Raw genomic sequence first — 22,732 nt, 5'->3', positions numbered from 1 at the left:
TGTGGTTTTGGCTGTTTGTTTGTTCAATATGCAGGACTCGTCCCGGTTAATTTAGCTGTTATCATTGGGTTCGATCAAACGATGTTTATACCATTTTTGCCCGCGAAACCGCCACAAAAAGGCTGCACCTCGCACTCCCCATTCACTATTCATAGCCAACCATACACCTATAATTCCAAATTGGAGGACAACTCCCAACACATACCCTAGGGTAACCCGGAACAACCACATGGATAGCATGGAAGTAATAGATGTAAATTTCGAGTCGCCAGCTGCTCTAAGCGCTGATGGAAGTAGAAAGCTGATCGGCCAAAGCGGTATTTGGACGATCGCCGTGATCAGGATGATGATGAAAATATCATTCACAATTTCATCAGGAGGATGAAACAAACTGACAATCGGCTGGAACAAGGGTATCACGATCAATCCCATCAGCAATAAGGAAAATGACGATAACCAGAGAAACGATCTCGCGAATTTTCTGGCATCCTTAACATTTTGCCGCCCCATACATTGACCAACCACTGTTACAATTGTCTGTGACAAGGCGATGGAAGGAACCAGAAACAGAGCAGCCAGTGATGCGCAGATCGCATTGGTCGCCATAGCGTAAGTGCCAAGACTGACAATGAACACCTGGGTTAACATTTTTCCTCCATTAAAAAAAACCTGCTCCACTGCAAATGGAATACCGATAAACAAAATCCTTTTGAGCATCGACAAATTCAACACAAACATATCCCTGATTCGTACATGAAGGGTCGCATCCATTTTGGCCAAATAGATCAGTGCGAAGATCGCCGCCGAATATCTGGCTACGTTCACGGCAATGGTCATGCCAAGCACACCCATGTCCAGAAAGTTGACAAATACAATGTTTAAAAGAACGTAAGAAAGGTTCATGATCAAGGAAAGCGTCAACGAAACCCGCGACTTCCCTATCCCTCTCATCGCGCCGCAAATCGACTCCACGATGGCAAAGCCCATATAGGATATGCTGCTTCCGATCAGATAAATTTGGGCATGGGCAAAAACCTCCGCTGAAGCTGTCCCAAACAAAAAATTTAAAGTAGGGCTATGGAACAAGACTATGAACAAACTGATACAGAATGCCAATAAGGAAACCAAGGATATGGAGCTGGCAGCAGCTTTGGAAACCATCAGATCGCTGCCGCTTCCTTTATATTGGGCTACCACAACCGTTCCCCCGGTCGACACGGCGACAAATACACTGATCAGAAATATATTCAGCGTATCAATCATACTAACCGCGCTGACTGCTGCTACACCTGATGAACTGATCATGGCTATGTTCAATAAATTAAGGCAGACTAAAAATGCCTGATCAATCAGCATCGGTATAAAAAGAGAAATAATTTGACGATAATCGATAGCATCTCCAGAAAAATGTTTTTCCAAAAAAACTTGCTTCCTGATCCTAAAATTAAGTTGGGACACATCGTCACATTCTTTTTTTTATATTTAAAAAACTCTTCAAGGAGAAGAGTTATTACTAATAATGTGAATATCAATTTGGAGGTGGATGCGCTTACTTCCTTTTGGCTAGATACTATCACCGAGGATGAAATCTGTCAATATGGTTGGGTTCACCGATTGTTCCGTTTCCGGGTCCAATTCCAAGAAGCTATTACGGTACAATAGCACTATGTTCGAGAAGCATAGCTTTTAATGCTGCCAAGGGCACCTCCCTTGGAGACACGTCCAATTTGGCAGCTATTGCTGCTGCGGCCCCGGCACATTGTCCGGTAGCCATGCAAGTAGCTTGAACCCTATAAGCCGAATTGGCCATCTGGTCCCCGGAAATACAACGTCCAGCCACTAGCAAATGGTTGCTGTTAACCGGTATCAACGCCCTATAGGGAATTGTTGCGACGACCCCCTTATCCAAATAATGCTTTATAACTGTATTATCACTTGGATGGTGCAGATCTATTGGATAAAAGCTATAGCAAATTGCATCCGGCCAATGAAACCCGGAGACGTAAGAAGCCTCGTCGATCCTGGCTTCTCCAAAGATTCTCCAAGTCTCCCTGATGCCGCACTCGTTCGCAGCATAACGAACTGACAAATGCTCACAGCCAGGTACTCGTCGCAGGAAACGGTAAATCCGCAAAAGTGTCTGTCTTGCCTTAACCTCTGCTTCCGTCTTGGATTGCGAGCTGGAACCATCAATCCCCGGAATATGCATACTGATTACCCCAGATCGCAGATCGTTATAAAAGGGAGGATTGCTTGGAGGGTGGTCGGTAACCCTGATGCTGCCTTCAGCTAATGCTTCATCGTATACACACTGCAGCTCGTCAGGGTTGATGCACGAAAACTCGTATCCATCGATTTCGTTGATCAACGTTCCTGGTTGAAGTTTCTCGCTTTTCTCTCGGGCATATCCCAGCATTCCGCACAAATCGGCATCGCCTGTGGCATCGATGACCTTGCGAGCTTGAAGTACTTGCATGCCCCCTTTACCTGCAACCGAAACAAGAAGCTTGTTGTCCTGCTCGGCAATAGAAACGGGTATTTCATGCAATCTTAGCTCAACACCGGCCCGCAAGCAGAACTCATCCAATACCGCAGCGTACACAAAACGGTTGACTCTAATTTGTTGATGCCAATGCTTCTCTGGTATGGTCGAGAAATCCGGCAATATGGCACCGCCCAAGCGAACAGTCTCCATAATTACCTCCCATCCAATTCCATCAATGATCTGTTGTCCCCATGCATGGAATAAGCCTGGGAAATTCACAGCTCCCACGGTTATCGTTCCTCCAAGAATACCGTTCTTCTCCACCAATGCAGTTTTTGCGCCTGCCCGTGCTGCTTGAATGGCAGCTATGCATCCTGCGGAACCACCGCCTACTACAATTACATCGTAAGCACCCATATATTACACCTCTTCCTACTCATTTTATGTTCGTGCTGAAGAAGGCAGAGCGTATAAGCGTCTCTGCCCCTTTTTTATTCTTTATTTTGCGCTTTTCCAACGATCATAAGCAGCCTGATTAATTTTGACAAGCTCATCAATGCCCATCTTATTCATTGTACTCACATATTCGTCCCATTTCTCTACTGGCTCCTGGCCGACGATAATTTTTGCCTCCATCTGTTCCACAAATGTGCGAATGTCTACACTGATTGCATTAACTCGCTGTGCCTCCTCACTCTTGAAATAAGTAAGTGGGAATGCTTTCTGGGCATAAGGAAGATAGGGCTTAACCTGGTCATTCAATACAAAACCTAACCAATCCGGCTTCAGAAATTTGCGTTCCAACGCTTCATTCGCATAACCATACCCCAGATTTGAAACCTTATTGTTCTTGAAATCGTTCTCCAGCATCCCTTGAGGCACTATATATTCGATATATTTGGGGTCGGTACTTGACCACTTGTAGCTCTGCCCCTCTATTCCATACTGTGCCAGCTTGTAACCGTCCTCGCTATACAAATAATCCAACCAGCGTATGGTAGCTTCAGGATGCTTGTTGACATTGGTAATTGCAAAGTTACCCCGGCGAATTACATCTTTTTCCGGAACGATCGGCTTTGACAGCCCTTCACTTATCAATGGCGGCATCTGCGGATTGTCCAGAATATTTGCCGGTGCGATCTGCTTGTCCTTCCCTCCGAAAATAGGCAGGCTGTTTCCCATCACTCCATACTTTCCGCTCTCACCTTTTGCTATCATTTGCGGATTACTTTGCGAGAAAATTTCATTATCGAGTAACTTCTCCCGATAAAGCTTCTGCATAAAGACCAGATAGTTTTTGTATCCCGGTTGTGTAGGTACGAATCGGGCTTTATCGCCGGATACCTCAACCATGTCAGATAAATGTCCGAAATAGGATAGCAGAATGGGACGCAAATAAGTAAGCTTATTGGTTCCTGTTAAAGGTATTTCATCAGCCTGGCCGTTTCCGTTAGGGTCCTTTTCTTTGAAGTCCTTCAGCAGTTGATACAATTCCGCTGTAGTGGTCGGAAGCTTTGTAGTATTGAGGTTTTTCAGCCATTCACCATTAATGAACAAGCGATAGAAACGATCTCGCGGATGATCTGCGACTTGCGGCAGTGCATAAATATGCCCGTCCGGTGTTGTAATTGACCTTTTGATTTCAGGATTGTTCTTTAATATCTCTCTAATAGTGGGCGCATATTTCTCGATTAATTCATCCAAAGGTATCAACAGGCCCTGAGTTCCATAATTCATTTCATCATTGGCATCCAATCCTCCCAAGAAAAATACATCAGGAAGCTCATTGCTGGCAAATGCCAGATTTTTACGTTCCTTATAAGAGGAGCTGGGAATCGTCGTAAATTCGAATTTCACATTCGTTTTTTCTTCCATACCTTTGAAAAAGTAAAGGTCCTTCCACGAACGCTGCATATCATCAGGCCCCATCATTTTGAGTGTAATAGGGGTAGGTACAACCGGAAGCCCTGTGGAATTAAAGTTAGCTGCGGCCCCCTTGTCAGATGGCTTGGGCTGCTTCTCCTCCGAGTTTGTACAACCTGCAAGGGACAAACCTGCAAGGATAACACTCATCGTACCAATTATGGTTTTATTGAACATTCTAAATACCTCCCATTTGTATGAACAAAATCTCCATCCGTCATTGCTTCAATGAGCCGATCATCACACCCTGCACGAAATGTTTTTGGACAAAAGGAAACACAATCAATAAAGGGAGTGCCGCAATAATCATGACTGCATATTTGATCAATTCGGATATTCGGGTCTGCTCCGACATATCCATTTCCAGATCGCTGCCAGTTGTCAGCATTTGAGCCGATATTTCCTGCTGAACCAATATTTCCCGCAGAAATAGCTGTAAGGGATACAGTTCCCGATTGGACAAATAAATAAGCGCATTAAAATATTGGTTCCAATGGCCGACTCCATAGAATAAAGCCATTACCGCGATTAGCGCCTTGGATAAGGGGAGAATGATTTGCATGAACAAGCGAAAATCAGAACAACCATCCATTGCGGCTGCTTCCTCCATTTCCTGGGGAACATTCCCCTGGAAAAAAGTTCGCGACACTATGATATTAATCGCACTTGCTGCACTTGGCAGTATAAGCGCCCCATATGTATTCACAAGCCCTAAGGACTTTACCAGCAAATAAGTCGGGATCAAACCTCCGCTAAAAAACATTGTGAATACAATAAACAATGTAAATGCCTGGCGTCCTGCCAGATTTCTTCGGGATAAAGCGTAGGCGCAAGGAAGTGTCACCGCTAAATTGAGTGCAACTCCGCCAACCGTATACACAATCGAATTCATATAGCCAGTCCAAATATCCGCATTACGGAACACGCGATTGTACCCCTCCAAGGTAAAGCCCTTTGGGAAAAGCCACATTTGTCCCGAGTTCACATAGGTAGGGTCACTTACCGAAGCGCTAACTATATACAGGAGTGGATACAGGATGAGAGCGACAAGTAGAAGGAGGAATGTGGTATTCGCTGCCTGAAATAACCGGTCGCCGCTTGATTGCCTTAACATAATTCCATGCCCTCCCTGTTCATTAATACAGACATCTTAATTTGAAAATGGTCCTTGTGGCTTCGTACTACCATAAGCTGTTTCCGCTCCTTCTAGCCAGTTGGTTGAATAGGAGCAAGACGCTAAAATTAATCACATTATTGAACAAACCGATCGCCGCAGTATAACTGTACTGGGCTTGCAGCAGGCCATTACGGTAGACATGGGTTTGAATAACATCTGAGGCATTCATATTTAGTGGATTTTGCAATAAATAAATTTTCTCAAAACCTACGTTCATAAAGCTGCCCAAATTTAAAATGAACAAGATAATAATCGTTGGCATAATTCCAGGTATATTGATGGCAAAAATGCGTTGAACCCGGGTAGCACCATCGATCTGGGCAGCTTCATGCAGTTCCGGGTTAATGCCTGAAAGTGCAGCTAAGTAAATAATGGCTCCCCAGCCGAGATTCTGCCATTCCCCCGAAAGCACAAAAACACTTTTGAACCAACCCGGATCCGTCAAAAATGCAATAGATTCACCACCAAAAGCACGAACAAACACATTGACGATTCCCGTTGTTGGACTTAAGAATGATAAAATCATACCAGATATCACAACAACCGAAATAAAATGCGGCGTATAGGTTACGAGCTGCACGAAGCGTTTAAATGCAGCATGCTTCAGCTCATGGATCGATAAAGCGACAATAATGGAAACAGGAAACAGCACTAACTGATATAAATTGATCAATACCGTATTGCCAACAAGCTGCCAAAAATAATAGGAGCGGAAAAAACGATCGAAATGGTCGAATCCAATCCACGGACTTCCCCATATCCCTTTGCTGGCTATATAGTTCTTGAAAGCAATTTGCACTCCATATATAGGAATGTAATGGAAAACCAAAAAATAAATAAAAGCAGGTAATAGAAAAAGATATAATTGCCAATTTTTACTTATTTTTCTTCGAATGAAATTTGGACTGATTACGTTTCCGTTCAATCCGGTAACGAATTTGTTGCTTGTCATTAAGACTTCTCCCTTTCCTATGGACTCTCGTTCTAAGCCCAACTATAGGAGGTTATCCGCTTCGGTGTAAATAAGCAGATTAAATCGGAATCGGCGAATTTCCAACAACAAAAATCGCCTACTCCGCAATTTTGGACTACGGGTTCCAATGCGAAGCAGGCGTTACAGCCTAATCATAAATAGAGGGTGTGTCCATCTTACTATAAGCTTTGCGATACTCGCCGGGGGTAATGCCCTCCATTTTTTTGAACTTCTTAATGAAGTTAGACATATCCTGGTAGCCGGTTTCCAGAATAATTTCTTTAATAGGCCTATCAGAGCTCACGATCGCCTGCTTGACTGCTTCCACACGAAGGCGCAAAACATATTCGGTAAAAGTGGTTCCGGTCTGCTCTCTCACAAATCGGCTTATATAGGAAGCAGAAAGCCCAAATTTCTGGGAAAGCATGTCCAGGCTTAACTGGCTGGATCTATAATTCAGAGTGATTTCTCCGACAATCCTCTCGCATAAATCGGCTTGCTTATGATCCTTCTGGACTTCTACATAGTCGCATATACGAATCACAACTGCCTTGATTCGCTTGCGCAAATCATCCAGCGTCTGAAACTCCATCATGAGTCGTGTTTCCGGCCAGTCAAAACCAATTTGCATCGTTCGCATCTGTTTAAGCACCGTATTAACCATGTCGAAGCAGACGCAGCGCAGCAGTAGAATGGATTGCTCCGTTGAAGCAATACTATCCAGCAGTCCTTCAAGGGTTTCCAGACAAACGGTGCGGTCCCCTAGCTTCAAACTCTGGTTAAATTTGACCTGCTCTCCCAGAGAGTAACTATTCGTCTGATCTTGAATCAGCGAAATATCTTCAAAAAACAAAATACGTCCATTGTGTGATTGCAAGCGATACTCCAGCATAGCCAAACCTTCGATCAATGAACGATTTAGCAGGGACAGTTCCCTGCAAGCCGTACCTACCCCGATGAGGGGGCTTAATTCAAATTGCTCTGAAAGCCATTGTTGTACAATTTCTGCGGTTTGTTCACGGAATGCCCTTGTTTGTTGGGAGACATCCTCTACCGATACAACCAGGGCGACAACCTGTTCCTCCATAAGCTCAAGACCGAACCCCCTGCCCCCATCAAAGTGGACTCGATGCAGCATTTGTAAGACAGCTTCGCGGCTTTTCATATCGTCAAGCACGGAGTCCGAAATACCTTCCTTCGAGGAAATGGCGATTATAAAGTAATATTCCCCTTGAAGCTCCCGAAGGTGCCTATCATATAACGGATCGCCATCAGCATTTAGCTCTAATCCACTACCTTTCAGCAACCTAAAAAGAGCTTGCTCCTGTACTAAGGGTCTTTGGTGCTCTAGGTCGAATTCCAATCTTTTGGCATAATCGAATATGTCATCGACTGTACTGCGAATCCAATCCAATTCATTTGGTTTGCGTTCTACAGCATATTGGCTCTCCTCGTTGTTCCGCCTAAGACTCAAATGCTCAGCTAATGAACGAATGGGACCAAATTGCTTGAAAGAGAGAAACACGGCTATAGCAAGGCCAACAAGAAGGACCGTTAGCAGCAGAATCCTGACTACCATCTTGTATTGAATGACACGCTGCCAGAACTGGTCCGTTGGCATCACGATCACATAGCTCCAGCCGGTAATTTCCGACTTTTCACTCATGATCGAATAACGGGAGGAACCGATCTCATTAATGGTCGAAACCTTGGAAGAAGCTAACAAATTCCGAATTTCTGTCATATCCAATGAATCCAGTGTTCGTTCAGCAGCCAATACATCGCCCTTTTCGTTTAAGAGATACACATCTCCCTGAAAGTTGCCCAGCATATCCTTCATCGTATTGGTCAGCACGGATTCGTCAATCAGGAATAATACGGTTGCATACGGGTTGCTGCTGTTGGGCAGGACCGGAAATAAGTAAGTTAATAACCGCTTCTCCCTATCTCCTTGCAATGCAACAGGAACCGCAGGCTTAAGCGTAATTTGCTTAACTGAGTTCAGTTCCTGCTGGAAGATGCGACTGTTCTGATCCGAAAAGCGATACGTCTTTTTGGTTAAGACATCCATGGAAACGACGCCTTCAGTCGAATAAATATGGTCATCTCCGCGAAAAAACAAAAAAAGCTCTTCGAGAATTGCGCTGTTAGCCTTATACTTGGCGATCTCCTTAACCGTTTCGGAGGCATAATAGTCATTGACCTTGGCCATATAAGGAGAGAGCCGGTAATCGTTAGCCATTCTAGCCGCTAACTGGTTCATGCCGAGGATTTGTTGATCCAATAAAGCACGGACTTGATTCAGCTTATAATGATTAGACATCTCAACTTCATTCTGGACAGTCTTGACCGCATTTGTATATATAAAAAAACCAAGTATCACAAAAGGTGTCGCAAAAACCAGTAGGTAGGATAGCAAATACTTATGCCAAAGCGTTATACGGATACGTGATAAACGTTTCAAATCTAACACCTCTCATTTATGCATGTAAGCATCCACAGTATAAACGAAACAACCTACTTTGCAAATAAGCCATATTTGCAAAGTAGGTTGTTTATGATATAAGGGTTTACTATAAAAGGAGAATAGGATACGGTTATAATCAACAATATACCTATAGAATGTATTGATACAAAACAATGAATTGGGTAATAATAGTATATTATTGTCTCTAAGGAGGATTCTTATGGAAAGACATCTAGATTTACTGCTTACTCAATATGGCTATATCGGTATATTTTTAGCGTTAGCGCTGGGTGTTGTCGGAATACCTATACCTGATGAATTATTGCTTACCTTCATTGGAAACAAAGTATCACAAGGAAAACTAATTTTGTTATTTGCATTAGGTAGTGCCTTTTTAGGATCCATAACAGGAATCACATTAAGCTATATAATTGGACAAAAATTAGGCCTTCCCTTGCTAATCAAGTATGGACGAAGAATACATATTACAGCTGATCGCATTGAAAGAACCCAACAGAAGATTAACAAGTACGGAAGTGTTTTGCTAATTTTCGGATATTTTATACCCGGCCTTCGTCATCTTATAGCTATTACAGCAGGCACTTCGAACATGAATTTTCGGAAATTCGCACTTTTCTCCTACTTAGGTGCAGTCATATGGTGTGCATTCTTTATTTTGATTGGACGAGGATTTAGTGATAAATGGCACACAGTGAGAAATTATATTATTGTATATCGCGCCTATCTTCCATCCGTCGTTTTCATTATTATCGTTGTTATTTTAATATATTTTCTTTATATTAGAAAGCCACGACAGAAATCCGATTAATGTTAACGTTTCATTCCAGACATATCGCCACCACCGATTGTGCCATCTTTAGAAAGTTCACTTTCAGTTACCCATTTATGGTTCTTTACCTTCTCTCCGCCAGTAGTCGGTGTGTAATCAACCATGTACACCGTTGTTTGTTCGGCTGAATCAATTGAAGCAGTAGCACTATTCATACCCTTCATATGATCTGCCTCCAAGTCAACTTTTGCTCCCGGTTCATATGGTTTCCCGCTGGCTTCTTTAATTTCTTCATGAATTACCCATTTATGATTGGTCACTTTTTCCCCACCTGTAACTGGGGTATACGATACGGCGTAGGCTGTCGTAGCATATGCACCCACGATCGTTGCTGCAGCCCCGTTCATCCCTTCCATGTGGCCTGCTTTGATGATAGCTTGACTACCAACTTTATAAGTTGGATTCTTTGCTTCTTTTAACCCTTTAGGAACTTGCCCTGTTGTGGAGTGGTTCATATCGGAGTTGTTCATTTCGGAATGGTTACCATTGGGACTGTTGTTTGCTAGATTATCGTTTGTTGTAATTTTTGCACATCCACTTAAAGCAATCATGGTGGCTACACTAAGTAAAGCCAATTGTTTTTTCATTGTTTGCTACACTCCTCATATTAACCCATATTTCCCCTGACCCCTATCAAATTGACCTGTCTCAAGCTACATCATTTTTTACAAGCATTCTGTTAGGTTCGGGTACGATAAGTGTAACCCACACTTTTGAAGATCTTGTGTAGAATGGGCTAATGTCCCTTTGGAAGACGAATATAAAATGTGGCACCTTGCTGACTTTCCACCCAAATGTAACCGTCATGAGCAGCTACCAGCTGTTTGACAATGGTTAGCCCGAGGCCGCTGCCACCGGTACTTCGATTACGTGATTTATCTGCCCTGTAAAAACGCTCAAACACATACGGCAAATCTGTCGGCGAGATCCCAATCCCGGTATCTTGTATCACAATAAGAACGTACTCGCTCTCTTCTCTTCCCTCAATCTGAACCACTCCCTGTTTGGGCGTGAATTTCAGCGCGTTGCTGAGCAGATTGACGAGGATTTGAATCATGCGATGGTGATCGACAAACACCCGGATGCGAGGGCTGACCGAAAACTCCAGTTGTACGTCTTTTTCCAGATATGCGGCACATACCAGTTCCACGCCTCGTTCGATGACCGTCGTTAACGACTCTTCCTTCCGCTCCAATTGAAAGCCGGGGGATTCCACTTGCGTAAGATCTTCGAGTTCGGCTACTAGCTGTGTCAATCGTTCAATTTCTTCATAACAGGAATGGATCCGTTCCGGCGTAGGATCCCAAACCCCGTCTTCCAGAGCACGCATGTGACTTTTAAGTGTAGCCAAAGGGGTCCGAAGCTCATGGGCAATGTCTTCTGTCATGGTAATGCGCAGCTGCTCGTGCTGCTGTAGCTGCTCCGCCAGTGTATTTAACGAATCACCTAAATCCGCGAGCTCGTCTTTTCCATGAATGGCCACTCTTGAGCTCCATTCCCCGTCTGTCATCCGTTCCGCCACCATTTTCATATGCACCAAAGGAGCCGAAATCCGTTTGGACACATAAAAGCCAACAACGACTGCAAGTACAATCGATGCCAGACACGTCCACATAATCGTTTGCAGCAGCGCTTGTTCCAAATGGTAATCCAGCTGTGGTAAATCATGATTCAGGCTGGATGCTTGCGCTTGATACATAGAAAAGTGGTAATGTGTGGTTATTATGACGCTGACCGTTGAAATCAAGACAATACCGGCCGCGACCCCAATAATGATGAGCGCCAAACGAGTATGCAAACGAAGATTCATATAGTGCCACCTGCAAACCGGTAGCCAGTCCCGTACACCGTCACAATATACGCAGGGGACTTGGCATCGCGTTCGATTTTATGCCGAATGTTTTTGACATGCTGGTCGATGGTGCGAGCATCCCCTTCAAAGTCATAGCCAAGCACGCGTTCAACCAGTTCTTCCCGTGTAAAATGTCGCTGCGGGTACTTAGCCAGAGCAAGCAGCAGCTTGTATTCATTTGGGGTTAAGCTCACCAGCAGACCATCGCAGTATACATGCTGCTTCAAGGAGTCGATAACCAAATGCCCTTCATTGAAGGACAAGCGATCGGCCAGTAAAAGTTGAGCGTCTGAACGACGCAGAATAGCCCGGACCCGAGCTACCACCTCTCTCGGATCAAAAGGTTTGGTAACATAATCATCTGCCCCGACAGATAAACCCTTAATCCGATTGTTTTCCGATACTTTGGCCGTGAGCATCAGAATCGGGACGGAATGGATTTGTCGAATCGATTGGCATACCTGCTCGCCCTCCATATCTGGAAGCATGAGATCGAGAATGACGAGATCAACGACGTGGTTTTGCACAATCCGGATTGCGTCGCTGCCCGTTTCCGCTTCTTTGGTTTGAAACCCCTCTTTGTTTAGGTAGGATACAACGACATCCCGAATCTTAGCTTCATCATCGACTACTAATATTGTTTTCATGACCAACCTCCAGGAAACCACTGTATTCTCATTTTACCCATAACTTATGTAGAAATCATGTAGAGCTCATCGATTGCACAATGAAAAAAGCCGCAATTTCAGCGACTTTAGAAGGTGAATATACTTTGCGGTCCCGCGCGAAGTATGAGACTTCAACGTATCATTTTGCAAATGACATTTATGAAAAATGGTTTGGATCCGATCCGGCAGCAATGTAAGAAAACCGCTGTCCAAGGATGTATCACCAGTGAAATAAAAATGCGGATCTGCTACAATTCCATGCGTAGACATTCCAGAAACAGGATACACTGTTATGGCCTTGCTTAAAGCTAAACATGTCTCCTGCTCCCAAAAACGTCAACATATCCATTAAGAGTTAACATTAGAGCTCAACGATCTTGGTAGCAATATTTTTGCAAAATTCACTGTCATGCTCCACAAAAAGAATCGTGGATGAGTAACTCAGAAGCAGCTCTTCAATTTGCATCCGAGATATAATATCAATAAAATTGAGCGGCTCATCCCAAATATGCAAATGAACTTTCTCGCAAAGACTTTTGGCGATCAACACTTTTTTCTTTTGGCCGCCACTAAAAGAAGCTATATCCTTTTCAAATTGAACTCTGGCAAAATCAAGCTTCCTTAAAATAGATTTAAAAAGACTTTCATCAATCCCGTTATCTCTGGCGTAGTCCGTTAAGTTGCCCTGTAAATGCGAGGTGTCCTGTGAAACATAGGAGATTTTCAGCTGACTTCCCTTTCTGAAAGTGCCCGTATAGTTCAAGTTCTCACCGCAAATTAGTTTGATAATACTGGATTTTCCAGAGCCGTTTTTCCCTGTAAGCGCAATTCGCTCACCTTGCCCAATAGTAAAGCTGATATCGCTGCAAACCATCTTCTCACCATAATAAATCGACACATTTTCAAGCTCAACAAGTTGGTTTTTATGATAAGCAAGCTGTGAGATCTTTAAGCTTTCCGCATTTTCAATATTTTTAAGGAGCTTAGATCTTTCATCAATAGCAGATTGCTGTCTTTGCTCAATCCCTTTCGAGCGTTTCATCATTTTGGCAGCCTTGTGCCCAACATACCCTTTATCCACCTTCGAACCGGAATTTCTTGTACCGTTTTTAGTTTTTTCCACTTCGTGGGACCAGTGACTCGTTCGGTCGGCAGCATCGGATAAGCGTTTAATGTCTTTTCTTAGCTTTTCGTTCTCTGCAAGCTCAAAGTTATCCTGTCTCTTTTTATTTTCCCACCATTCGGAGAAATTACCTTTTTGAATATCTACGTTAGTTTTATTAATTGAAAGGATGTGATCTACACAGTTATCCAGAAATGAGCGATCGTGAGACACCAGGATAAAACCGCTTTTGCTATTGAGATAATCACTGACGAGTTGTCTTGCGTTCATGTCAAGATGATTGGTCGGCTCATCAATTAATAGAAAACTGTTTTCCTTAAGAAATAACGCTGCCAACAGCACTTTCGTCTGCTCTCCATTGGATAAGGTATCAAAGGACCGATACAACACATCTTCATCAACCTTTAGCAATGAAAGCTCACGCAATAATTCCCAGTGAGGAAAGTCTGGAGCAATGTCGCCGATCACACCAATGGTATTTACTTCCTTATTTTCGACATGAAAAGGGAAGTATTCAAAGCTGACATGAGCAGAAATATTTCCGCTGTATTCATATTTACCAAGCAGCAAGTTGAGAAATGTGGTCTTACCTCTGCCGTTTCTTCCCGTGAATCCTAATTTCCAATCGGAATCTAGTTGAAAGCTTACATTTTCAAATATGTTATCGTAGCTGCCATCATAGGCAAACGTGAGGTTTGTAACATTGATTAATGACATAGAATGATCCTCCAATATGATATAAATCCAATCCACTATCTATTATTGGCAAGAAAAACCGCTCTAAACCACAACCCGTGCTTGACGAATACATTTATACATCATAAACATGGGCACATACTGTGTGTTTGTATGTCCAGCCCGGAAGCACAAAGGAAATAATAGATTCACAATTGGTGCATCTATTTTACCATAATACTTTTGGTGAAGTACTTGTATAACTAAACTATCCTGTTCATGAATTTCCCGAGCAGCCTGCCTCATCCAAACCATCTGGTCATCATAGCTCTAATCATATTTGGATATGATTTCCGCGAACAGCCGCTTCATATCACTTATTAGCTCTGAAGGATGCTTGACTGTGGCCTCATTGCCCAGCCCGATAAAAAATCTGGTATAAAAAGCGAGATCCTTCTGAGGAATTGGACCTTCCAGCCACCCTGTTCCATCCTCCCGGACATGCAAGTGTGAACCCAGCCATAACACAGCCTCGCACATTTGAACTCCCTTTGGGCTCAGTTCCGCATAAAGCTGCGTCGACTCCTTAACCGCATGGATATGCAACTCCTTGTTTGCAAGATCGATATGCCTGAGATCCATAGGTTCTATGCCGTCAGTATCGTACACCGCCGAACGAATTCGATCACAACGAAATATGCGAAAATCTTGACGCAGAAAGCAATAAGCTGGACAAAACCACAAGCCGTTATTGGCATAAATCCCTATTGGTTGTATGTGTCGGTCCGCCGCATCTCCCTGGGACTCATATTCGATGTGTAACACCTGTTGATGAACTGCTGCTTCGAGCAGTATCGATAAATAAGGGGATTCCTGCTGTCTGGTTGGCGTTACGAAGTCCATCCTATTTTTTATTTGATCAATGCGATCGCGAACGTCACCGGACATGTGTAAATAAAATTTGTCCAATGCGGAAGCAGATTCCGCTTCAAAGGGCAAAGAAGAATAATGACGAAGTGCATTCACCGCAAAAAACATCGCAACAGCCTCTTCTTCGGAAAAGGCGATGGGCGGCAAAATTCTTTCCTTCAACACCTGATAACCACCGTGAGGACCTACCTCCGAATAAAGTGGAACCCCTAGCTCGCTTAATTCCTGCAGGTCTCTTAACATCGTTCTCGTAGATACGCCAAATTCCATGGCAAGCTCTTTAACCGTAAATTTCCGTTTTCGGTTGACCGTCATCATCAGTTCCAACAAACGTTTCGATTTGGACATAACACGGCTCCATTTATTTCAAATTTTATGACAACTGTTGTCACTATTATCCTCTACAATAGGGTTAAGATCAAATTTAAAGGAAAATGGTGAAGCAAATGCGTAAAATTATCGTGTTATTTTTTCTTGTTATGTTCGTTATCGGAACAGATACATTCTTGATCTCTCCGCTAATTCCGACACTGCAAAGTATGTTCAGTATCCCTACGGAAAAGGCAGGATGGATGATAGGAGCCTACACCTTGGGTTCGGCGGTGTTTGCGCTAATCGCAGGACCTTTATCCGATGGATGGGATCGAAAAAAGGTGCTGCTGTCCGGCCTTACTTGCTTCGCAATTTCAACATGCTTATGCGGCTTCGCTGTTGATTTTTGGACGATGTGCTTGTTCCGCTTTTTGGCGGGAGTCAGCGCGGCATTCACAGCTCCGCAAGTATGGGCAGCTATTCCGACCCTGTTTCCTCCGGCCAAAATCAGCAAAGTGCTGGGTGTCGCCTACGCAGGGCTCGCAGTCTCTCAAGCGCTCGGTGTACCGATCGGAAGCCTGCTGGCAGTTGGCAATTGGTCTCTTCCATTTTGGTCCATAGGCATATTTTCATTAATACTGGTGGTTGCTGCCTATTTCGTTGTGCCCAGCATGAAGCCTCACCAACAGCAAGGAGCTAAGATGTCTATGTTCACGAGATACGTTCCCCTGCTGACAAGCGGCAAAGCGAGAGGCACCTTCCTCGCCTACTTTTGTGTCCATCTTGGGAGCAGCGCCGCTTTTGCTTTTCTCGGGAAATGGATGACGGACCGCTTTGACCTTTCGATTAAAGAAGTAGGCTATGTCATTATCTTTTTAGGGCTTGGCAATTTAATCGGCAGCTTATGCAGTCCTTATATCATAAAAGCGTTAAATCAGTTTCAAACTATGGCGGCGGGTATGCTGATTGTTATTGCGGCTTATCTTGTGCTGCCCCACGTGTCGTCGGTTTATATCGTAAAAGGGGTTTACTTTTTCATTTTCGCTATCCTCGGCATCTTGTTCCCGCTTATGGTAGGACTGCTGAACAGTTTAAATCCGACTATCCGCGGTACCATTTCTAGTCTGGCTACATCAACGATGAATGCGGCGACAACGCTCGGAGCTTGGATGGCCGGAATGCTTTATGTGGTGTTTAATGGTTATACGGCTGTAGGTATTTTTACGGGGATCTGCCTGGCGTGCTCACTATTCGTATTTATCGCAAGTGGGGTTTTATCGACTGCAGCGGCAAAAAGCGAACCAAAAAATGAGCCTGCTGCTTAAAGCCAATTTTATTGGTGCACTTCCTTCAATAAGTCTTAGCCGCCTTAAACTCGTGTTTCACCCTCTGTACAGCCCAGAACTCAACCTTGCTGCAGGTTTTTGAAATGACGGAAAACGTCTTTTATCATATAACAGCAATGTTGAGCATTCATGGGCGTGAGTAATATTGCTTTTTCGTTTAGTGACGACTGCTTCCTTGAACCCTTTTATTTTTCTCCGAGCTGGAATGTGTAATATTGAGGTCAATATGTATATCATGAATGGCATCGTCGGTTAGTAATCTATCTTCCGCCGGGGACATAGCCTTCCATTTGCCATAATGATACCGGAACAAGTCATACTCAAGATTCAAGACATCCGTCTTTTTATCGATCCCTGTTCGGAACAAACTTCGGATTTCAGCTTCGATCGCTTTCTCCGTCTCGCTGGTTAATTGTCCGAAATTCAATAGGTCATCTTTGGTCCGGCTGACTACGTATCCTGTCGCTTTCATATTGACGTCATATTGCGGCCGATCTCCGCGATTCATATATTTCAGGCTCGCTTTCGGATTGTCGACGACGACTTGAACCGATGGATCTTTATGATCCGGTACGGGGATGCCTACGCGTATTATACCTGGCTGAACCCAACGAAGTCCGGATAATTCTTTCAAGGGGATATAGCTTCTATACGCATCGCTTTTGAGAAATATCGCCCCGTCAATCGTCAGTTTGGGATCAGGCTTATTTTTTACGGACCACTGAATTTTGTTAACGGCCAACGTCGGGATGCACGAAGTAAATCCCGGCTCATTGATCTGTCTGATCAATTGTTGAAGCCTTATCGAAGTCACCTTGGACGTCTGGGAGTGTATCCCTTTCGGCTCGTGAAGAATGGTGCTGAGCGGAGACCGTTCGAAAAATCCGGGCACTGAAAAAATATCTTTTACCGATTCTCTCGTGGCATACACCCATGGAGTCAGACGATATTCATGATACCGGCTAAAACTGTCATAAATTCCTTTAATTCCTTCTTTTAATGCGCTTTCGCTAAACAAAAGAACTGTCACGTGCCCCCAAATAATTCTTTCCTGAGCCGTTTCATAAGGTTGAAACAGCGCCTCTTCGAAGGTATCTCCGACCCCTTCGCCTATCCATATTTTCGCTGGCCCTCTACTACTGTCTGAAGTTTTCGCAACATTCTGGAAATCGATGAATTGGATATAGGCGTAATACTTTCCATCCTTGTAATCGACGCCTATGGCGTTCGCGTAATTCAATTTCTCAATATTTTCCATATCGTTTGCGCACCCCGAACCGATTAACAATTCAACGATCAAAACAAGTGTACATATCGATTTGCGCATCAGTCTTCTCACTTTTTTTGTTTTTTTAACATTGGAGCCGAGAAACGGGATCTTTTGAACGGATCGACCAAAAAAGCAGCCAACCACTCTTTAAAACGCAAGGAGGCTATTGGCTCAAGAAACGCCAATCCGAAGCTTTCGAGCCTGCACAGGTAAATCAGGATGACAAACATAGCCATCATGAATCCGTATACGCCGAGGAAAGCGGATGACAAAGTGATGAATATCCTGAGAATGCTCACAGTGCCAGACAAGGATTGATTGACCAATGAAAATGTAGCCACTGCCGAAATGGCGATAACGACGAGTAGCGTTGGAGAAGCAAGGCCTGCCCGGATGAGAGATTCTCCGATGATCAGGCCGCCGACAATGCCGACCGTCTGTCCGACTGCCTTAGGCAGCCTGACGCCGGCTTCCCGAAGCAATTCGAACAAAAACAGCAGCAACAGCGCTTCAAGGATCATAGGAAACGGCACTCCCTCGCGGGAAAGGACAACCGTCGATAATAGCGCCAATGGAATCTGATCCAGATTCACAGTCGCAATCGCCATCCAGAATCCCGGCAAATAAATGCTCAGCATCAAGCCGATGAGTCGAAGAGCCCGCTGGAACATAACGTAATAATAAGGAAAATGAACGTCTTCAGGCGTTTTCAGCAGCTCCAGAAAATTGCTCGGTCCGATGAGCACCATAGGAGATCCGTCTACAAGAATGGCGAATCTTCCACGCAACAAAGTTTCAATAACAAAATCGGGCCGACCGATATAATCAATCAAAGGAAACAGCGAGTAAGTCCGATTCGACAGCCACTGTTCGAGCTGCCCGCTGCTCAGCACGCTTTCCGTTTGAATAGTTTCCAATCGTTGGCGCGCCTCGGCAATCATATCCGGATTTGCTTTGTGGCTCAGATAGATCAGCGATACGCGAGTTTTGCTCAAGCTCCCGATGACGAACATTTCGCTAAATAACATTCCCGTTTGCAGACGCTTCCGAATCAGAGCCATATTCGTAAACAATTCTTCCGTGAAAGCATCCTTCGGCCCTTTAATCGAAATTTCCGTACTGGATTCTTGCAATGCACGTTTGGGAACATCGGAAATATCGACCACCCAAAAGTCGGTATTTCCAACGTAATAAAGGATAAGTTGGCCGCTGAACAGCCCTGCAACCATTTCTTCGATCGTCTTTTTTATAACGAACAGAGGTAATGTTTCCGTTTGGTCCGCAGCTGTGTCCAGATGTAAAGCTGCATGGCTAGCATATAGGCACACGCTGGCGAAATACTCGTTTAGCTGATTTTTATCAATCATACCTTCGCAGTAGAGAACCGTCAGTTTATCCGACAACTCCTGTTGCGGCACCGGAGGGAAATAGATGTCGGAATATTGAGAGAAGACTTGTATCATTGCATCCTTCTGCAAGGTTCCATTGCGCAGATTATCGTCCAACTCCGCAAAGAGCGTAACTTCCTCGGGTGTTTGATTCATTCAATATCCTCCTTTCCTTTTCGGTATAAAGGAAAATACATATAGAGCCGCCAACATCGTGATTCCGAAAATGAACGATAACGTATAGAAGTAGCGGTGGACCACTTCCTGCATCGTGATGTCGCTGATTTGCATTAGAGAAGGTATAGAAACAAGAGCCGTAAAAAAACCGAGTACGGTTTGGCGAAACTTCGGGAATCGATTTATAACCAGTTCGGACAGCAAATGCAAAAGAAGGGCTGATCTTGTAACACTGCCGGCCATCAATTGAAATACAGCCAAAAAATCGACGTGGGAGATGTAGTCGCCAATCATGACCAACCTCCATTGTTCGAAGGCGGGAAACCGCATATTGCCAGCTTCTGTAGGACCGAAAGCGGACAAGGACCCTAAGGTAGGCCCGGCAATAAGACCTATCAGCAAGGTTAGCAGCACAAACATCGCTCCGTAACTTATAGGTTTGCTTATTTTATGCTGCAGCAGCAGCAGTACCAGCAGCTCTACACTTCCTCCGAACACAATCACTCCTCCGTGCAGATTCGGCCCTATTCCTTCCACAAAGAAGGGATGAATGATGCCATAGTCTTTGCTTTTCATGGTAAGCATGGAAATGCTGATTCCCAGCAACCACACGATCGGCAATAACACGGTCGACATATAGACAATCGTTTTGAGTCCAGATCTTGCCGCGCTGTAAGAAACAAGCACAAAACTGAGAACGACTACAGCGTTCGGCGTTCTGGGAAGCAAGTAAATGTTTATGTTTCTTGTCGTATCGAAAATGATCAACATCCCTAAGATCAGGAGGTATAAGACCAATACGCCGCAAACGAGCGAGCATCCGAATTTTCCGATCCTCTCCTTAAGCCAATCGTTAAATGTTGTAGCATGCATGGACTTTAATACCAGGTACAAAATCAAACTCCAACCTAACAAAACCACATACCCAAGCAGGATGCTGAACCAGGAGTCACGTCCTGCCGCTTGGATAAGATGAGGAATAATAAACACATGATTCGAGATACCAAGCGACAACAGCAGCATGAATAGGATCTGCCGTCTTGAAAAGGTTGCCTCCATCGCTTACCCCCGGAAACTGGATCACTGTACGCATTGGTATAATATCCAAAAATGGAATTCATATACATGAAATGCTCGTACGATAATTCGACACGTGTGAATGGCACGATGCCCGCTAGTTATCACTGTTTGCCACAAACAAAGTTCCTGGCAGCTTTCCATCAACCAAAGAAAGAATTGCAGGCTATGAAAGACGCGCCATAATCGGAAACGCCATGCTTTATTTTATATTGTCGACCTCAGCCTGAAGAAATAAAAAAAAGTCAGGATACGTGAGAAAACACGTTCATCTTGACTTTTTTTGTGAATGAATGGATGAATCTCGCTACAGAGGTTTTAATAGGCACCATATGTGTTTTCCATAAAATACCTGATATTCCCTTATCATTGTTAGCCACCGCATCGATCACACCCGCAACTATATTCGGATTTTTTAATTATATATAATGTCTGCGACGATTTCCTCATTCAATTGCAGATGAATTTGGTCGGGGAATACTTCAACGTTGTGCTGTGTTAGCATATAACGTTCAATGGCCTCCTTGATAGTGGCCGAAATGATAATATAGCTGCGACCTTCGGAATGAACTTCTGCCGAAAAGCCATAGTCCTCATCCCACATCATCTCAACCTCAATCTGTGTCGGCTGAAGCTGTTTCCGTTCGGCCAAATGCATGCAAATGGCATTGATGATTTCTTGCTCAGATAGTCTCATGTTTAAAGGGCCTCGTCCATCCATAAGGATTAATTTTAAATATTTTATAACTTATTTTTATAGTACGACAATACGGCTTCATGGTTTCATTTTATTACTTCTTTTCATACCACGGATTTAAATGCACTAATACTTCCCCAACAGCTTGAACTTCATTTTTGATTGCATTCTTGATCAGAAGGCTGACATCATGACCCTCTTGAATCGTTAATTCATTGGGTACACTAACCCTAATATCCACAATCATGTAGTGACCGTGATCTCTTGCTCGAATGCGATCCACCCTCTTGACCTGAGGAATCGATCGAACAATGTTTTCCAATTGGCCCAATTGCTCCGCGGTTACGTTGGCTTCCATTAAAATGCCAATGGATTCCTTTCCCATTTTAAAAGCTAATCTCATAACAAAATAGGATACAAGGATTCCCGCAACCGGATCTCCATAATGGCCAAATGACATGTTATAATAGCCACCAATCAAAGCTACGCCAATACCTGCCACAGCGGCAAGAGAAGCATACACATCCGCAAGGTGGTCGTTTGCCGTGGCAATCAAACTTTTGCTATTCATCTCTCTTCCAAGCCGAATGCAGTAGGTATAGAGTCCTTGTTTCCATAGTAATGAAATGAACGCTGCAATTAATGTAATAATACTTGCTTCTGCTATAGGCATGAGTATCGCTTCGATTGATTTATAGACCATAAAAATAGCAGCAAAAGCCAGAATAATGGCAACAAACGCAGAAGAAATGACCTCCGCTTTACCGTGACCATAGGGATGATCATCATCAGCTGGTTTCTTCGAAACCATCGACGACGTAAGGGCCGCAATGGTTGCTACAACGTCACCCGCATTGTGGATTCCGTCTGCTATGAGCACCTGACTGTTGAATACATATCCGACAACAATCTTTAATGCAGTTAGTATCAAATTACTAATGAGACTGATCCATAAGGCTAGTATTGCAGATGACTTAAGCGTTGACATTTCTTCGTAACCCCTTCCCATCTATTTTAGCATAGTGGACAATCCCCAATATCCATAAGACACCTGGACGCCACAAACCAGTGCATTGAAATGTTGGTATGACCTGCCAAGTGTTCCAACGGTTATCGTTCCCCTCTTTGACATATTCTGATACATCAAGAAGTGCTGCCGACAAACGATAATGAAGGGAATATAAGGAGCGTGTGCAAGGTGAAAAAATAGTGTAAACGATTAGGGAAGTTGGTTATTGAGGCCTTGGCCAAGCGGTAGAAAAAAGTCCACAGCAACCCTGTTGTTAGTGGACTTTTTGCGTTATGAGGATGTTAAGCGTTTGTTATTGAGTTGTTAATACAA

At 43.9% G+C, this 22,732-nt stretch carries 18 protein-coding genes; 2 read left to right on the top strand and 16 right to left on the bottom strand.

Annotated features, from left to right (window positions below; genetic code table 11):
• Nucleotides 1-51: 51 nt before the first annotated feature.
• From OB236_RS08775 to OB236_RS08750, 6 genes are all read right to left on the bottom strand, one after another.
• On the bottom strand, nt 52-1,458 hold the full coding sequence (locus OB236_RS08775) for an MATE family efflux transporter (protein WP_262683622.1): 1,407 nt from the start codon (nt 1,456-1,458) through the stop codon (nt 52-54).
• A 190-nt stretch (nt 1,459-1,648) separates the two neighbouring features.
• Complete coding sequence (locus tag OB236_RS08770; protein ID WP_262683621.1) at nt 1,649-2,902, bottom strand: FAD-dependent oxidoreductase; 1,254 nt, start codon at nt 2,900-2,902, stop codon at nt 1,649-1,651.
• Between the two features lie 81 nt (nt 2,903-2,983).
• On the bottom strand, nt 2,984-4,585 hold the full coding sequence (locus OB236_RS08765) for an extracellular solute-binding protein (RefSeq protein ID WP_262683620.1): 1,602 nt from the start codon (nt 4,583-4,585) through the stop codon (nt 2,984-2,986).
• Nucleotides 4,586-4,625: 40 nt separating this feature from the next.
• A complete protein-coding gene (locus tag OB236_RS08760) occupies nt 4,626-5,522 on the bottom strand; it encodes a carbohydrate ABC transporter permease (RefSeq protein ID WP_262683619.1) in 897 nt (298 codons plus the stop codon).
• Between the two features lie 67 nt (nt 5,523-5,589).
• A complete protein-coding gene (locus OB236_RS08755) occupies nt 5,590-6,537 on the bottom strand; it encodes an ABC transporter permease (protein WP_262683618.1) in 948 nt (315 codons plus the stop codon).
• A 169-nt stretch (nt 6,538-6,706) separates the two neighbouring features.
• Nucleotides 6,707-9,022: an AraC family transcriptional regulator gene (locus tag OB236_RS08750; RefSeq protein WP_262683617.1), complete on the bottom strand. Its 2,316-nt coding sequence runs from the start codon at nt 9,020-9,022 to the stop codon at nt 6,707-6,709.
• Between the two features lie 223 nt (nt 9,023-9,245).
• Between OB236_RS08750 and OB236_RS08745 the strand changes: the two genes are divergently transcribed.
• Nucleotides 9,246-9,854: a DedA family protein gene (locus OB236_RS08745; protein WP_262683616.1), complete on the top strand. Its 609-nt coding sequence runs from the start codon at nt 9,246-9,248 to the stop codon at nt 9,852-9,854.
• A 2-nt stretch (nt 9,855-9,856) separates the two neighbouring features.
• Here OB236_RS08745 and OB236_RS08740 read toward each other — a convergent pair whose 3' ends face one another.
• The 5 genes from OB236_RS08740 to OB236_RS08720 form a co-directional block, all read right to left on the bottom strand.
• Nucleotides 9,857-10,462, bottom strand: a complete 606-nt coding sequence (locus tag OB236_RS08740) for a YdhK family protein (protein WP_262683615.1) — start codon at nt 10,460-10,462, stop codon at nt 9,857-9,859.
• 149 nt (nt 10,463-10,611) lie between these two features.
• Entirely contained in the window at nt 10,612-11,685 is a 1,074-nt protein-coding gene (locus tag OB236_RS08735) for a sensor histidine kinase (protein ID WP_262683614.1), read from the bottom strand.
• Nucleotides 11,682-12,374 carry a response regulator transcription factor gene (locus OB236_RS08730; protein ID WP_262683613.1) on the bottom strand — a complete coding sequence of 231 codons (693 nt, stop codon included), beginning with the start codon at nt 12,372-12,374 and terminating at the stop codon, nt 11,682-11,684. The genes OB236_RS08735 and OB236_RS08730 overlap by 4 nt, the downstream gene beginning before the upstream one ends.
• 382 nt (nt 12,375-12,756) lie before the next feature.
• Entirely contained in the window at nt 12,757-14,235 is a 1,479-nt protein-coding gene (locus OB236_RS08725; RefSeq protein WP_262683612.1) for an Lsa family ABC-F type ribosomal protection protein, read from the bottom strand.
• A gap of 288 nt (nt 14,236-14,523) precedes the next feature.
• On the bottom strand, nt 14,524-15,471 hold the full coding sequence (locus OB236_RS08720) for a helix-turn-helix transcriptional regulator (RefSeq protein ID WP_262683611.1): 948 nt from the start codon (nt 15,469-15,471) through the stop codon (nt 14,524-14,526).
• 98 nt (nt 15,472-15,569) lie between these two features.
• On the opposite strand from OB236_RS08720, the gene OB236_RS08715 reads away from it, so the two are divergent.
• Nucleotides 15,570-16,760 (top strand): MFS transporter, encoded by a 1,191-nt coding sequence (locus OB236_RS08715; protein ID WP_262683610.1) that lies wholly within the window; start codon nt 15,570-15,572, stop codon nt 16,758-16,760.
• 178 nt (nt 16,761-16,938) lie between these two features.
• Here OB236_RS08715 and OB236_RS08710 read toward each other — a convergent pair whose 3' ends face one another.
• The 5 genes from OB236_RS08710 to OB236_RS08690 all read right to left on the bottom strand — a co-directional run bounded on the left by OB236_RS08710 (nt 16,939) and on the right by OB236_RS08690 (nt 22,378).
• Nucleotides 16,939-18,108, bottom strand: a complete 1,170-nt coding sequence (locus OB236_RS08710; RefSeq protein ID WP_262683609.1) for a Ger(x)C family spore germination protein — start codon at nt 18,106-18,108, stop codon at nt 16,939-16,941.
• Between the two features lie 8 nt (nt 18,109-18,116).
• Complete coding sequence (locus tag OB236_RS08705; protein ID WP_262683608.1) at nt 18,117-19,595, bottom strand: spore germination protein; 1,479 nt, start codon at nt 19,593-19,595, stop codon at nt 18,117-18,119.
• Entirely contained in the window at nt 19,596-20,675 is a 1,080-nt protein-coding gene (locus OB236_RS08700) for an endospore germination permease (RefSeq protein WP_262683606.1), read from the bottom strand.
• 433 nt (nt 20,676-21,108) lie between these two features.
• Nucleotides 21,109-21,390, bottom strand: a complete 282-nt coding sequence (locus tag OB236_RS08695; protein ID WP_262683605.1) for a YxcD family protein — start codon at nt 21,388-21,390, stop codon at nt 21,109-21,111.
• Between the two features lie 94 nt (nt 21,391-21,484).
• Nucleotides 21,485-22,378, bottom strand: coding sequence for a cation diffusion facilitator family transporter (locus OB236_RS08690; protein ID WP_262683604.1), 894 nt, complete (start codon nt 22,376-22,378; stop codon nt 21,485-21,487).
• Nucleotides 22,379-22,732 lie beyond the last annotated feature (354 nt).

It is taken from the genome of Paenibacillus baimaensis (genome assembly GCF_025567575.1).
The sequence above is the reverse complement of the archived record's forward strand: the minus strand, read 5'-3'. Positions and strand labels throughout refer to the sequence as shown.

Excerpts from the sequence above, each read along its gene's own strand:
- OB236_RS08770 (WP_262683621.1), bottom strand. The coding sequence starts at position 2,902 with ATGGGTGCTTACGATGTAATTGTAGTAGGCGGTGGTTCCGCAGGATGC.
- OB236_RS08765 (WP_262683620.1), bottom strand. The coding sequence starts at position 4,585 with ATGTTCAATAAAACCATAATTGGTACGATGAGTGTTATCCTTGCAGGT.
- OB236_RS08760 (WP_262683619.1), bottom strand. The coding sequence starts at position 5,522 with ATGTTAAGGCAATCAAGCGGCGACCGGTTATTTCAGGCAGCGAATACC.
- OB236_RS08755 (WP_262683618.1), bottom strand. The coding sequence starts at position 6,537 with ATGACAAGCAACAAATTCGTTACCGGATTGAACGGAAACGTAATCAGT.
- OB236_RS08745 (WP_262683616.1), top strand. The coding sequence starts at position 9,246 with ATGGAAAGACATCTAGATTTACTGCTTACTCAATATGGCTATATCGGT.
- OB236_RS08740 (WP_262683615.1), bottom strand. The coding sequence starts at position 10,462 with ATGAAAAAACAATTGGCTTTACTTAGTGTAGCCACCATGATTGCTTTA.
- OB236_RS08735 (WP_262683614.1), bottom strand. The coding sequence starts at position 11,685 with ATGAATCTTCGTTTGCATACTCGTTTGGCGCTCATCATTATTGGGGTC.
- OB236_RS08730 (WP_262683613.1), bottom strand. The coding sequence starts at position 12,374 with ATGAAAACAATATTAGTAGTCGATGATGAAGCTAAGATTCGGGATGTC.
- OB236_RS08725 (WP_262683612.1), bottom strand. The coding sequence starts at position 14,235 with ATGTCATTAATCAATGTTACAAACCTCACGTTTGCCTATGATGGCAGC.
- OB236_RS08720 (WP_262683611.1), bottom strand. The coding sequence starts at position 15,471 with ATGTCCAAATCGAAACGTTTGTTGGAACTGATGATGACGGTCAACCGA.
- OB236_RS08715 (WP_262683610.1), top strand. The coding sequence starts at position 15,570 with ATGCGTAAAATTATCGTGTTATTTTTTCTTGTTATGTTCGTTATCGGA.
- OB236_RS08710 (WP_262683609.1), bottom strand. The coding sequence starts at position 18,108 with ATGCGCAAATCGATATGTACACTTGTTTTGATCGTTGAATTGTTAATC.
- OB236_RS08705 (WP_262683608.1), bottom strand. The coding sequence starts at position 19,595 with ATGAATCAAACACCCGAGGAAGTTACGCTCTTTGCGGAGTTGGACGAT.
- OB236_RS08700 (WP_262683606.1), bottom strand. The coding sequence starts at position 20,675 with ATGGAGGCAACCTTTTCAAGACGGCAGATCCTATTCATGCTGCTGTTG.
- OB236_RS08695 (WP_262683605.1), bottom strand. The coding sequence starts at position 21,390 with ATGAGACTATCTGAGCAAGAAATCATCAATGCCATTTGCATGCATTTG.
- OB236_RS08690 (WP_262683604.1), bottom strand. The coding sequence starts at position 22,378 with ATGTCAACGCTTAAGTCATCTGCAATACTAGCCTTATGGATCAGTCTC.